The sequence below is a fragment of the Pasteurella pantherarum genome (assembly GCF_049670885.1).
Lineage (GTDB): Bacteria > Pseudomonadota > Gammaproteobacteria > Enterobacterales > Pasteurellaceae > Pasteurella.
The window spans coordinates 1,957,748-1,970,687 of sequence record NZ_CP187173.1 but is presented as its reverse complement, the minus strand read 5'-3'; the positions used below and the strand labels follow the sequence as shown (position 1 = coordinate 1,970,687).

The window sequence follows — 12,940 nt, the reverse complement described above, 5'->3', positions numbered from 1 at the left end:
TTATTTCATATCAATTAATAATTGCTGTAATTCTAAGTGAATTTGTTGTTCTAATTTTGCCTCGGCACTTTCCCGTTGTAAGTCTAAACGCATACGTTCATTTTTCTTTAACTCACGACGTTTTTCATGAGTGGGCATATCCATCACCACTTCATAAAGTTGATGCATGGCTTGATAATCTTTCAGTTTTTTACCCAAAGGATCAAGCAACATTTTTAACCGAATCACCCCTTCGGAATGATTACAATCCCCTGTTTGCATAGCTTTTGCAATGATCACAATACTTTCGGTTAAACGTTGGCTACGAGCCGTGCGAAGGTGGTGAATGGCTTTTTTCTGTTTGTGTAAGGCAACGAGCAAATAGCCCGCATAACTTGCCATCGCCACAATAATCGCAATGGCAATTATCAATAAAAAGGTGGTCCACATCATGCTTATTTAAATTGGTTAATGTCGATTTTTTCAAAAGTGCGGTATAAATCTTCTTCAGAATCGTCTTCGTCCGAAATGCCGAGTTCGTCCATTAATTGTGCAATCCGTTCAAGACATTCATCGACAAATTGCTGATCTTGGCTACTTAAGGTTTTGCCTGCATCAAGATCGTCTAACAATTGATTTAAACACTCGTTATTTTCGAGTAATTCCAACTCCAGCATTGGATCTTGTTTTGGCAGTCTTTCTTCCATTTTCATTGGTGGAATGGTCATGCCTTTTTCGGGTTTATTCACAAATTCCACAATTAAAGGCACTTTTTTACGACTGCCAATACGAGGATCTTTCTTCGCAGCAGCTTGATTTTGTGGATTATGTTCAGTGGCACTGTGGCGAGAACCTGAAGTTAAACCTTTACGTTTCTTTTTCTTTTTCTCTTCACGTGCTTTTGCATCTAGTTCATAACGGGTTAATTTTTTGCCTGGTTTACCTTTGGGCAATTCCACTTTTTTATCTGCTTTACGTGCAGGCATGATATCGGTAATGCGGCGTGTTTTTTTCTGACGAGCCATAGTCTTTTCTCTTGATTAATCGTTGATGGCGAATTGTAGCATTCTTTAATAGGTCTTACCTAACTAAAACCCTGCTTTTGCCGTAAAAACTAACTGTTCTTGTGTGATGGGGTGGGTAAATTCTAACCGTTCTGCGTGCAAGCACAAGCGGGGCGAGAGGGCTTTGGCTTGTGGGTGGGCGTAGAATTTATCGCCTAAAATGGGGTGCCCAAGGGCGAGCATATGCAATCGCAATTGGTGAGAACGCCCAGTGATGGGGGTGAGTTTGACCCTTGTGGTGTTGTTGGGATAACGGGCTAACACTTCGTATAAGGTGACCGCACTTTTTCCCCGTTCAAAGCAAATTTTTTGGCGAGGGCGATTTTCCCAATCACAAATCAGAGGCAAGTTAACTTCGCCTTTGTCTTCTTTGAGATGCCCCCACACTAAGGCTTGATAGGATTTTTTCGGCTCACGTTCCCGAAATTGGCGTTTAAGTTCACGATCAGCCGCTTTGCTTAAGGCAAACAAAATTAAGCCGCTGGTGGACATATCTAGGCGGTGTGCCGGTTCACAGAAACCGTATTTTTCTTTCACTCTCGACATGGCACTGTCGTAATATTGCGGTTGATTGCCTGGGACGGAAAGTAAGCCACTGGGTTTGTTAATCACCACAAAATGATCGTCATAATGGACGATGTCGAGATAAGGTTCGGTGGGTGGGTTATAACTGATTAATGCCATGTTTTTTGCTCATGTTATTGGCACAAGCCTTTCACTTGTGCCGTTTGAGGTTAAAAGTGCGGTGCTTTTTGAAATTGTTTTATGCTTGGTGACGGACTATTCTTTGTTACTGACAATCACTCGTAAACTATCTAAACGCCATGTGGCTTGTTGTAGTTGAGCAAGGGATTGATTTCGAATGTTTTCCAACGCTTCAATTTCATCTTGGCGAATGTTTTTATTCACGGCTTGTAATGCGGTGAGGCGGCTTAATTCCGCACTGAGGGTTTGATCCGCAAGCTGTTGTGCATTGTGAATAATTTGCTGTGCAGGTGCAACTATTTTTTGTTCACTGAGTTTGATCAGTTGTTCAACGTTTGGACGTACCATTTTCACCACTTTGTTCGCCATATTTTTACCAATAGGCTTTAATTGTTTTTGTAAGTTGGTGAACGAGACTTGATCCGCCAAGTTATTGCCTTTTGGATCCAGTAATAAGCGAATTGGGGTTGGCGGTAAAAAGCGTGTGAGCTGTAAGCCTTTTGGGGCTTGTGCTTCGATCACATAGATCATTTCTAATAATAAGGTGCCCGCAGGTAAGGCTTTATTAATTAATAAACTGACCGCACTTTTGCCGATGTCGCCAGAGGTAATGAGATCAATACCATGACGAATAAGAGGGTGATCCCAGCTGATAAATTCCACATCTTCTCGGGCGAGAGAAAGTTGGCGATCAAAGGTGACCGTTGATCCTTCTTCTTTTAAACCTGGGAAATCGGGCACGAGCATATTGCTAGACGGGGTGATCACAATGGATTTTTCGCCTAAATCTTCTTGATCCACGCCAATAATATCAAACAAGTTTAAGGTGAAATTGACCAACTCCGTGCTGCCATCTTGTTGGGCAATGTCGGCAGCAAGCTGTTGGGCTTGTTCACCACCGTGAGAATGGTGTTCTAAGAGGCGATCACGTCCTTTTTCTAAGGTCTGTTTGAGGGCGATTTGTTGTTTACGGGTTTGAGCCACAAATTCATCAAAGCCCTCAAGTGCGGTCGGTTTTTGTAAAAATTCGTTGAGCTGGGCTTGCTGGGCTTCAAACAAGCTCATTCCCATTGGACAGGTTTCTTCAAAGGCATTTAAGCCTTCGTGGTACCAACGAGCCAGCACCACTTGAGCGGTATCCGCAAAGCAAGGCACATGAATTTGAATATCACGACGTTGACCAATACGATCTAAGCGTCCGATACATTGTTCGAGTAAATCGGGGTTGTCTGGCAAGTTAAATAGCACTAAATGGCTGGCAAATTGGAAGTTGCGACCTTCTGAACCGATGCTTGAGCTGAGTAGCACTTGTGCCCCTTCTTCTTGTTGAGCAAAATAAGCCGCAGCACGATCCCGTTCGACAATACTGAGTTTTTCGTGGAAAACCGCCGCACGAATCGCTTCTTTTTCACGCAAGGCTTGCTCAAGCTGAATGGCTGTATTGGCTTGTCGGCAAATGACCAAGATTTTTTCTTCACGGTGATTTTTTAAGAAGGTGATTAACCATTCCACACGAGGATCAAATTCCCACCAACGTGCCTCAGGATTGAGTTTTTGGAACATCTGTTCAGGGTAAAAGGAATCCTTTTCGCCCTTTTCACCTAACATATTTAAGACGTTTGCCGCATTACTGTATTGTTTTGGCAATTCAAGGGTCAGTTGGTTGTAAGTGCGGTGTGGGAAGCCCTTCACGCCTTGTCGAGTATTACGGAATAACACACGGCTTGTGCCATGGCGATCAATCAGGTTATTCATTAACTCTTGGCGAGCCAAGGCTTTTTGTTCGTCATCTGCCTCAGAATCAATGACTTTCAGCATAGGCTCAACATCTTGCTCGGATAACAACTCTGAAATATGATTTTTTTCTACCGCACTTAATGGCTTATTCGCCAATAAACTTTGCACCGCCTCGGCAACAGGCTGGTATTGCTGTTGCTCTTGCACAAAGGCGTGGTAATCATAGAAACGATCAGGATCTAGCAAGCTTAAACGGGCAAAATGGCTTTCTTGCCCTAGCTGTTCTGGGGTGGCTGTCAGTAACAACACCGCAGGAATTTGGCGAGCCAGTTGCTCAACGAATTGATATTCCAAACTTGGATTATTTTCAGACCAAGCGAGATGATGTGCTTCATCTACAATCAGCATATCAAAGCCAGCTTCAAGTAGCTGCTCCACCCGTTTAGGTTTTGCACATAACCAATCTAAGGCACAAATAATTTGAGATTCTGTGGTGAACGGATTGATCCACAATGCGGACGTCGGATCTTCAAAATCGGCACAACGTTCTTCATCAAATAAGGAAAAATGCAAGTTAAAACGACGTAGCATTTCCACTAGCCATTGATGCTGTAAGCTTTCAGGCACAATGATCAGAACACGCTCCACTTTTTCCGCAAACAATTGTTGTTGCAAAATCATGCCTGCTTCAATGGTTTTGCCTAGCCCCACTTCATCAGCAAGTAGCACACGAGGGGCGGTACGTTGTCCCACTTCTTTGGCAATATGTAATTGGTGAGGAATTAAGCCTGCACGAATACCACGTAGCCCCCGTAAAGGTGATTGGAACTGGGCTTGTTGGTGGCAGAGGGCTTTATACCGAATAGCAAAATGCTCATTACGATCAATTTGTGCGGTAAATAAACGATCTTGGGGTTTGCTAAAGGTCATTTGATGGGCGATATCCATTTCTTTCATGGTCACTTCCTCATCATTATCATGACGTTTCACCAAATAAAACGCCACGCCTTTATTTTCAAGGACATCTAATACCTTGCCTTTCCAGCCTTCATGATGAGTAATGTCATCGCCAATTTGAAATAACACACGGGTTAAAGGTGCAGAATCCAACGCATAAATACGCTGTTCTTCTGAGGCAGGAAAAAGAATGGTGACCGTGCGGATATCCACACCGACAATTAAACCTAAACCAAGATTATTTTCGCTTTCACTAATCCAACGTTGACCCACTGCAAATGCCATAATGTAATACTTTCTCTAAATTGTTTGCTAAAAATAGCCGGCTATTTTAGCGATCTTAGACCGAAAAATAAAACGAAATATCCATTCTGATGGATAACATCCATATTAAAGAAAAATTTAGTCCATATATTACAAAAATAATAAAATAATCCTATTTTAAAGAATAAAATGTAGCTTATTATTGACATTATAAAATCGTAGTGTAAAAATTCACCTATCTTTTTTTCTTTAACGAGGTAACAACAATGAATCTAGAAAGTATTAAAAATGAGTTTTTTGGTGGCTGGAAGCTGTTCGAAGTCGTGTGGTTAGCGATTTTCTTGGCAGCACAAGTTATTGTATATGTGCAAAATCCTGAGTCTATTTTAGCGATGATTTCAGGCATTTCGGGCGTTTTGTGCGTGGTTTTTGTTAGTAAAGGTAAAATCAGTAACTATTTATTTGGTTTGATCTTTGCTTACACCTATTTTTATGTGGCGTGGGGTGCAAACTATTTAGGTGAAATGAACACCGTGCTTTATGTATATATTCCCGCTCAGTTTGTTGGTTATTTCTTATGGAAGAATAAGCTACAAAAAGAAACCGAAAATACTGAAGCTGTCATCAGTAAATCGCTCACTTTAAAAGGTTGGGTGATCACCTTCTCGGCTATTATTGGGGGAACATTATTATTTGTTGAAGCCTTAAATGCCGCAGGGGGAAGTTCCACTGGATTAGATGGTTTAACAACGGTTATCGTGGTGGTGGCACAATTATTAATGGTGCTACGCTATCGTCAACATTGGCTTTTATGGATTGCCCTGAATGTGATTTCTATCGTATTGTGGTTACAAGCTGCTGAAAGCTCACTTTCTATGGTGATGATGTATTCTGCGTATTTATTAAACTCACTTTACGGTTATTACAACTGGCGTAAACTTGTAAGAAACGCATAATGCTCAATGAACTATCGCCTTTATGGAGATAAAACAGCATTAATTTTATACTGATAATGTGTTGTTGTAGCATGACAGGATTCGCCATCATATCCTTGTCGTGAATCTCACATGCCCCTCTTTTTGAAAGAGGGGCGAATTTATTTATAGCCCCTTCAAAACGTTGCGAAAACTCACCGCACTTTTTTAACCTTTCGTTAAAACTTCAAATAAAATTCACGAGTCAGAGCAATAAAATCGGCGTGATATTGATGATTTGTCTCATAAATTATTAGCTGACTTTGCTGTAACGGCTGGGCGTGCAAAGCAAAACTCAGCAAGATACGCTGTGGAGCTTTGCCTTTTTTCGTCACCACCTCACAACGCTCAACACAATAAAGTGCGGTCTGTTTTAACAACATTTCCCCTGCCTCAAAAGGCAAAACAAAGCTGATTTTTCCTTGTGGGGAAACACAACGAGCGGCAAACGCTAACCAATCTGCATGACCATAGCAAGCCGTATAACGTGCCAGTGCCCGTTGTGGCGTGGCACAATTTACTCCTTGTGGAAAATAAGGCGGATTTGCCACGATCAAATCAAACTTATCCACAGAACTTGAACAGAAGCTTGCCATATCCTGTTGATATAACCGCAGTTTCTTTGTCCATGGTGAGGCGTGAATATTGTCTTGAGCCTGCAAAAAGGCATCTCGATCTAATTCCACAGCATGCACTTGTGCTTCTTCATGGCTACGTTGTGCCAACATCAGTGCCACCAAACCTGTGCCAGTGCCTAAATCAAGAATACGCTTGGCTTGACTCACATCTGCCCAAGCCCCCAATAAAATCCCATCTGTACCAACTTTCATCGCACAACGATGATGATCAACATGAAATTGTTTAAAGGTAAACCCTTTTTGTTTTGCTGACATAAACTCCCTTAAAAATGACCGCACTTTTTCACAAAATACCGTCTTCATTTCGCAACAAGGACAAAGTGCGGTATAATCTGCCACAATTTTACAATGATAGAAACCCATACTCATGACATTAGCAACTTTTGAAGATTTTGATCTCCATCCTGCCTTACTCAAAGCCTTAACGAAAAAAGGCTACACCCGCCCAACCGCCATTCAGCAAGACACCATTCCTGCCGCAATGGAACAGCGAGATGTGTTAGGATCAGCACCCACAGGCACAGGGAAAACTGCCGCCTTTTTACTGCCTGCCATTCAGCATTTATTGGATTACCCACGTCGCAAACCCGGAGCACCACGCATTTTAATTCTCACCCCAACCCGAGAATTAGCCATGCAAGTGGCAGAACAAGCTGAATCCTTAGCTGAGTTTACCAAACTCAGCATCGCAACCATCACTGGGGGAGTGGCATATCAAAATCACGGTGAAATTTTCAATAGTAACCAAGATATTGTCGTGGCAACCCCAGGGCGTTTATTACAATATATCAAAGAAGAAAATTTTGATTGCCGAGCGGTGGAAATCCTGATTTTTGACGAAGCAGATCGCATGCTACAAATGGGTTTCGGACAAGATGCCGAAAAAATTGCCGCAGAAACCCGTTGGCGTAAACAAACCTTATTATTTTCAGCCACATTAGAAGGCGATCTTCTAGTGGATTTTGCCAGCCGCTTATTAACCGATCCTGTACAAATTGATGCCGAACCTAGCCGCCGTGAACGCAAAAAAATCCAGCAATGGTATTACCATGCCGACAGCCAAGAACACAAAATCAAATTATTGGCACGTTTTATTGACGAAGAAAAGGTCACCCGAGGCATCGTTTTTGTACGCCGTCGTGAAGATGTGCGGGAACTTTCCGAAACCTTACGTAAGCGAGGCATTCGCTCCACCTATTTAGAAGGGGAAATGGCACAAACACAACGGAATAACGCCATTGACAAACTCAAAAATGGCGTGGTTACTGTTTTAGTCGCCACAGATGTCGCCGCACGAGGAATTGATATTGAAGATGTCAGCCATGTCATGAATTTCGACTTACCATACAGTGCCGACACCTATTTACACCGCATCGGACGGACTGCTCGTGCAGGCAAAAAAGGCGTGGCAGTATCTTTCGTTGAAGCCCATGATTACAAATTGCTGGGTAAAATCAAACGCTACACCCAAGAATTATTAAAAGCACGCACACTGGCAGGTTTGGAACCTCGCACAAAAGCACCAAAAGACGGTGAAATAAAAACGGTGAGCAAAAAACAAAAAGCCCGCATTAAAGTCAAAAAAGCAGAAAAACAAGAGCAGAAGAAAAAAAGTAAACTTCGCCACAAAGAGACCAAAAATATCGGCAAACGCCGTAAACCAAGTTCATCACTGACTTCTGCTGAATAAGCCAAACCTAATTTCTAACCCTTTTTTCTGACAAGAATATTTTTCTAATAAGATCAAAGGGTTATTTTTATGCCCGAAAAAAGGGTTTTTTTAAGAAAATCACGCTTAAAGCTTGATGCCATCTTATATCTTGATTAAACTACTCTAGTTCACTGCCGCACAGGCAGCTTAGAAATGGCGACATACGTCCCACCGACCTGAACTACTGTTCACTGCCGCACAGGCAGCTTAGAAAAATTCGCCCACTTGATTCCGCAATATCTAGGAGTTCACTGCCGCACAGGCAGCTTAGAAACCTTGTTTTCATCATTAAAAAAGCAAATTTTTGTTCACTGCCGCACAGGCAGCTTAGAAAGATTACCGTTCAGCAAATAAAGCATTGCGTGAGTTCACTGCCGCACAGGCAGCTTAGAAATCATCAGGCGATATTTCAAAGAAATTAATTGGGTTCACTGCCGCACAGGCAGCTTAGAAAATCTACTAGGATTGCCGTCCATACGAATGATAGTTCACTGCCGCACAGGCAGCTTAGAAAGGAATACCAACATAAGCTGTAATTGACATTTAGTTCACTGCCGCACAGGCAGCTTAGAAAAGTATTACAAAAAAGTTTTTGATTATTGTGCTGTTCACTGCCGCACAGGCAGCTTAGAAAACATTATATGCGAACGCCCGCAGTTTCACGAGGTTCACTGCCGCACAGGCAGCTTAGAAAATCGCTTGAGCCTATCGTTATACGACAATTCTGTTCACTGCCGCACAGGCAGCTTAGAAACGCAACCATGCGACAGGCTAAGAAGTTGCGTGATTCACTGCCGCACAGGCAGCTTAGAAATCTTGCGTTTGCCCCACTCGCAAGCCGTTGCCGTTCACTGCCGCACAGGCAGCTTAGAAAGTTAAGGCACTTTCGGCAAAGCTTGTTGATTAGTTCACTGCCGCACAGGCAGCTTAGAAAGTGATTGTGAAAGGGCGTGGTGGCAAATCTTCGTTCACTGCCGCACAGGCAGCTTAGAAACGAAAGGGGCTTAATTATAGGGATAAAATATGGTTCACTGCCGCACAGGCAGCTTAGAAAGTTCAATCGAAAGATTAATGGCAAAAAACGTCGTTCACTGCCGCACAGGCAGCTTAGAAACAATAGCGACGGCGAACTGATTTGATTTTTCAGTTCACTGCCGCACAGGCAGCTTAGAAATAAACCAACACCCAACACCAACAACACCAACACGTTCACTGCCGCACAGGCAGCTTAGAAATCATAGGATTTGCCACTACCAGGAATACCAACGTTCACTGCCGCACAGGCAGCTTAGAAAACGTTCCGAGGTGGCTTTTTATTTATTCCAATGTTCACTGCCGCACAGGCAGCTTAGAAACTTGACCCCATTAAAAGGAAAACCCAGCATTAGTTCACTGCCGCACAGGCAGCTTTAAATTTTCATTCAAAAAGGGAAAAGTGCGGTTAGTTTTTGGAAAATTTCATCGGCGTTGATTTTATTCATGCTGTCGGCAATGAGGTAATGCTGATTTTTGCCGTAGGTGCCAATTAATTTGGGATCGGTGGCGCCATAGAGTGTTAGGTTGGGTTTGTTGAGGGCGGCAGTTAAGTGTGCTAATCCTGTATCAACAGACACAACGGCACGTGCATTGATGATGTGTTGTGCTAATTCAGATAGGCTGGATTTCGGTAAAATGGTGATACCTTCCAAACCGTTAGCAATCATTTCTGCACGTTGTTTTTCTTGTGCATTTGACCAAGGAAGACGAATCTGTAAGCCTCTGGTTGTCAGTTTTTCCGCCAATGCTCGCCATTGTGCATCGGGCAGGCATTTATCTTGTCTTGTGGTGCCATGGAAAAATAATAGATAAGGCACTGGGTTTGGCTGAGCTGTGAAATGGGGGGCGATGCCATAATTCCCTTTGGTGTTTGGGAGTGGGTAATTTAAGCTTTGTGCAAACAGTTGGCGGATGCGTTCAACGGCGTGTTGTTGGTAGCTGATGGCGTATTTTTTATTATAAAAAAAGGCGGCAAGGGGTTCTCGTATTGAGTGGCGATCGTAGCCATGGCTTGTGCCTTGTGCCAGTCGTGTCGCAAAGAAAGCACTTTTCACTAAGCCTTGTGCATCAATGACAGCATCGTAAGATTCTGCTTGTAATAATGTGCGGTATTGTTGCCATTGATGTCGGGTTTGCTTTGAAAAAGGGGATTGACGCCAACGGCGTAAGGCGATGGGGATCACTTGTCTGACTGCTGGATGCCAATGGGGAATTTCCATAAAGTTTTCTTCCACCACCCAATCCACCTGTAAATGGGGGAGGGCATGTTGGGCATCCGTGAGAGCGGGTAGGCTGTGTAGAATGTCCCCCATTGATGAGGTTTTGACTAAACAAATTTTCATGGGTTTGCCAGTAATGCGGTGAGTTTTTCCAACACCATGTCGGGTTGGATATCAATTAAACTTTGGTGATAGCCTTCATCGCTGTCTTTTCCTTTTCTCACTTTAATTAATCCGCCTTCGATTAAACGAATAATGACGGCTTGGTCAGAAAGTGGGGGCGTATAAGCTGGGCTTGTTGGGCCGTAAAGTGCCACTAATGGGCGTTTTACTGCTGCGGCAATATGCATTAATCCACTGTCATTGCTCACCACGGCGAGGCAATCTGCAATTAAATCCACGGCTTCATTTAAGCTTGTTTGCCCTGCAAGGTTGAGGCAATAAGGACGACATGAGTCTGGCAAGGCTTGGCGAATCTCTTCCCCTACGGCTTCATCTTTTGCGGATCCAAATAGACGAATGGCATAACCTTGTTCAATGAGCATTGTGGCTAGTTTGGCATAATGATAATGTGGCCAGCGTTTGGCTGGACCAAATTCTGCCCCTGGGCAAAAGCCGATACTTGGACGTTGGGCGAGAAGTGCGGTCTGTTTTTCAAATTTTTTTAAGGTGTGTTGCTGTGCTTTAGGATCAATGTGCAAATAAGGCACAGGGCGAGGTAAGGCATTCGCCTGAGGGACGGCATTTTTTTCAAATGCTAAGGCGATATAGCGTTGTACCATCATGGGGTAGTCTTTTTTATTGGTACGAAGATCGTTTAAGAAGATATAGCGACTTTCCCCTTTCCAGCCACGACGTCGAGGAATGCGAGCAAAAAAAGGAATAAAGGCAGATTTTAAGGAGTTGGGTAACACAATCGCCATGTCATATTGATTTCTTAAGGCTTTACCGAGTCGATAACGTTCACCTAATGCAAAGGCACCGTGTCCAATTGGCATGGTGATCGCGTTGCGTACTTCTGGCATACGCTCGAGGAGGGGTTTGCACCAGTTGGGTGCCATTACATCAATTTCACAATTGGGATATTGTTGTTTTAATACTTGGTATAGGCTGTGGGACATCATCATGTCGCCCACCCAAGAAGGACCTATGATTAAAATATTCATTGTGTTTCCATTGTTGTCACAAAGTCGAAGGTTAACTACGTTGATTTAAATGGAAAATGGCTAATTTGTAATGATTTTTGCTTCAATATCAATGGTTTGACCATTATCAAACAATAAATGCAGTGGAAATGTTTTGCCGACCACCAAATCCTGTTCTACATTAAAGACCATAATATGAAAGCCACCACGTTTTAAGGGTGTCATTTCTTTGGGTGGCACATCGATCACTGCAATATTGTGCATTTTGCCATTTTCTAATCCACGTAATGCAATATTGGATTGCATGGGGCTTTGTACCGCTTTTAACGTGACGGTATTTTCCCCCGTATTGTAAATATTCATGAAGATAGCGGTTTGTTCCCCTGCTTTTGCAGAAAATACCGTCGCTTGTTCGATATGAATCTGTGCAAATAAGCGGACGGGTAAGATCGCCATGGCGATAAAAATGATGGTTGCTAAACTTTTCATAGTACATCCTTGACATGAGAATAAAATACAACACAGTAATTAAGCGAAACTGATGGCATTATAATACGTTTTTTTAAGAAAAATACCGTGTTCTTAACGATTTAGCTAGTTATTTTTGCATAATGATGTGTTGATAAGTTATTCAGATTGTTTTCTTTTAAGTCATAACCCTTGTTGCAACTTGTTGTATCACCTTATTGATGAGGGGGAAAGGATGCGGGTTCAATGAAGGATATGCTATTGGCACAAAGGCATTTTACATAGAAATTCTCCAGAGAGGCGAGGCTTGCACCTTAATCGATAGCTTTAAAAAAATGTTAAAAAGTGCTATATTGTTGTTCCGATTTTTTTATTCTTAATTAGTCCAATCTTATTTATTCCGATTCTATGGCGAATTATTACGATATTACATTAGCACTTGCGGGTGTTTGTCAAGCCGCTAAATTGGTACAACAGTTTGCAGAGAAAGGACAGGCTGATCAAACTGCGTTGGAAGTGAGTTTAAACTCACTCTTAATGACGACACCAGAAAATACCTTGGCTGTGTTTGGGGGGAAGGAAAGTCATTTAAAGCTAGGACTTGAAACCTTATTGGAACAAATGCATGGTAATGGTTCTGATTTAAGTCGATATTGGATAAGCTTACTTGCTTTAGAAGGCAAGCTAAATAAAAATCCTCAAGCCAAAGCCGAATTAGCCCGTCGTATTCAGTATTTACCCACCCAAATTACCCATTATCACTTACTCGATGAGCAAATGCTCTCTATCCTCGCCAGTATTTATGTTGATGTGATTAGCCCACTTGGTAATAAAATTCAAGTGAAAGGTTCAACCGAATATTTACAGCAAATTGCCATGCATCATCGTATTCGTGCGTGTTTGTTAGCAGGCATTCGTTCCGCCGTGTTATGGCGTCAAGTGGGTGGTACAAAATGGCAAATATTGTTCTCTCGTCGCAAAATTGTGGCGATGGCAAAACAGATTTATTCTTCACTTTAATTATCTTATTTTTATGGAGCAAA

At 42.5% G+C, this 12,940-nt stretch carries 11 protein-coding genes and 1 CRISPR repeat array; of the genes, 3 read left to right on the top strand and 8 right to left on the bottom strand.

The genetic code is table 11. From position 1 onward, the window contains the following. The 4 genes from ACPEEM_RS09200 to rapA form a co-directional block, all read right to left on the bottom strand. A complete protein-coding gene (locus tag ACPEEM_RS09200; RefSeq protein WP_424404099.1) occupies window positions 1–429 on the bottom strand; it encodes a DUF2489 domain-containing protein in 429 nt (142 codons plus the stop codon). A gap of 5 nt (window positions 430–434) precedes the next feature. Then, entirely contained in the window at window positions 435–1,004 is a 570-nt protein-coding gene (yihI, locus tag ACPEEM_RS09195; protein ID WP_424401847.1) for a Der GTPase-activating protein YihI, read from the bottom strand. 63 nt (window positions 1,005–1,067) lie between these two features. Next, window positions 1,068–1,727: a bifunctional tRNA pseudouridine(32) synthase/23S rRNA pseudouridine(746) synthase RluA gene (gene rluA, locus ACPEEM_RS09190; protein ID WP_424401846.1), complete on the bottom strand. Its 660-nt coding sequence runs from the start codon at window positions 1,725–1,727 to the stop codon at window positions 1,068–1,070. Between the two features lie 96 nt (window positions 1,728–1,823). After that, the gene (gene rapA, locus ACPEEM_RS09185; RefSeq protein WP_424406753.1) at window positions 1,824–4,727 is read right to left on the bottom strand and encodes an RNA polymerase-associated protein RapA; all 2,904 of its coding nucleotides are present in this window, start codon (window positions 4,725–4,727) and stop codon (window positions 1,824–1,826) included. A gap of 245 nt (window positions 4,728–4,972) precedes the next feature. On the opposite strand from rapA, the gene pnuC reads away from it, so the two are divergent. Continuing rightward, entirely contained in the window at window positions 4,973–5,662 is a 690-nt protein-coding gene (gene pnuC / locus ACPEEM_RS09180; RefSeq protein WP_424401844.1) for a nicotinamide riboside transporter PnuC, read from the top strand. A 197-nt stretch (window positions 5,663–5,859) separates the two neighbouring features. Here the strand turns inward: pnuC and ACPEEM_RS09175 are convergent, their stop codons facing one another. Beyond that, window positions 5,860–6,573, bottom strand: a complete 714-nt coding sequence (locus ACPEEM_RS09175; RefSeq protein ID WP_424408253.1) for a tRNA1(Val) (adenine(37)-N6)-methyltransferase — start codon at window positions 6,571–6,573, stop codon at window positions 5,860–5,862. 112 nt (window positions 6,574–6,685) lie between these two features. Here ACPEEM_RS09175 and srmB point away from each other — a divergent pair, with 112 nt between their 5' ends. Then, window positions 6,686–8,008: an ATP-dependent RNA helicase SrmB gene (gene srmB, locus ACPEEM_RS09170; protein WP_424406751.1), complete on the top strand. Its 1,323-nt coding sequence runs from the start codon at window positions 6,686–6,688 to the stop codon at window positions 8,006–8,008. A gap of 147 nt (window positions 8,009–8,155) precedes the next feature. Beyond that, a CRISPR array of direct repeats spans window positions 8,156–9,444; the repeat unit is 28 nt; unit sequence GTTCACTGCCGCACAGGCAGCTTAGAAA. Window positions 9,445–9,450: 6 nt separating this feature from the next. Here the strand turns inward: srmB and rfaC are convergent. The 3 genes from rfaC to ACPEEM_RS09155 are packed head-to-tail and all read right to left on the bottom strand — an operon-like array spanning window position 9,451 to window position 11,918. After that, window positions 9,451–10,407, bottom strand: coding sequence for a lipopolysaccharide heptosyltransferase RfaC (gene rfaC, locus ACPEEM_RS09165; RefSeq protein ID WP_424406749.1), 957 nt, complete (start codon window positions 10,405–10,407; stop codon window positions 9,451–9,453). After that, entirely contained in the window at window positions 10,404–11,450 is a 1,047-nt protein-coding gene (gene waaF, locus ACPEEM_RS09160) for a lipopolysaccharide heptosyltransferase II (protein WP_424404970.1), read from the bottom strand. Before waaF ends, rfaC begins: the two co-directional genes overlap by 4 nt. Window positions 11,451–11,510: 60 nt before the next feature. Continuing rightward, window positions 11,511–11,918: a copper chaperone PCu(A)C gene (locus ACPEEM_RS09155; RefSeq protein ID WP_424401840.1), complete on the bottom strand. Its 408-nt coding sequence runs from the start codon at window positions 11,916–11,918 to the stop codon at window positions 11,511–11,513. A 387-nt stretch (window positions 11,919–12,305) separates the two neighbouring features. On the opposite strand from ACPEEM_RS09155, the gene hflD reads away from it, so the two are divergent. Continuing rightward, entirely contained in the window at window positions 12,306–12,917 is a 612-nt protein-coding gene (gene hflD / locus ACPEEM_RS09150; RefSeq protein WP_424406747.1) for a high frequency lysogenization protein HflD, read from the top strand. Window positions 12,918–12,940 lie beyond the last annotated feature (23 nt).

Coding starts and splice junctions, on each gene's coding strand:
- ACPEEM_RS09200 (WP_424404099.1), bottom strand. CDS start 429: ATGTGGACCACCTTTTTATTGATAATTGCCATTGCGATTATTGTGGCG.
- yihI (WP_424401847.1), bottom strand. CDS start 1,004: ATGGCTCGTCAGAAAAAAACACGCCGCATTACCGATATCATGCCTGCA.
- rluA (WP_424401846.1), bottom strand. CDS start 1,727: ATGGCATTAATCAGTTATAACCCACCCACCGAACCTTATCTCGACATC.
- rapA (WP_424406753.1), bottom strand. CDS start 4,727: ATGGCATTTGCAGTGGGTCAACGTTGGATTAGTGAAAGCGAAAATAAT.
- pnuC (WP_424401844.1), top strand. CDS start 4,973: ATGAATCTAGAAAGTATTAAAAATGAGTTTTTTGGTGGCTGGAAGCTG.
- ACPEEM_RS09175 (WP_424408253.1), bottom strand. CDS start 6,573: ATGTCAGCAAAACAAAAAGGGTTTACCTTTAAACAATTTCATGTTGAT.
- srmB (WP_424406751.1), top strand. CDS start 6,686: ATGACATTAGCAACTTTTGAAGATTTTGATCTCCATCCTGCCTTACTC.
- rfaC (WP_424406749.1), bottom strand. CDS start 10,407: ATGAAAATTTGTTTAGTCAAAACCTCATCAATGGGGGACATTCTACAC.
- waaF (WP_424404970.1), bottom strand. CDS start 11,450: ATGAATATTTTAATCATAGGTCCTTCTTGGGTGGGCGACATGATGATG.
- ACPEEM_RS09155 (WP_424401840.1), bottom strand. CDS start 11,918: ATGAAAAGTTTAGCAACCATCATTTTTATCGCCATGGCGATCTTACCC.
- hflD (WP_424406747.1), top strand. CDS start 12,306: ATGGCGAATTATTACGATATTACATTAGCACTTGCGGGTGTTTGTCAA.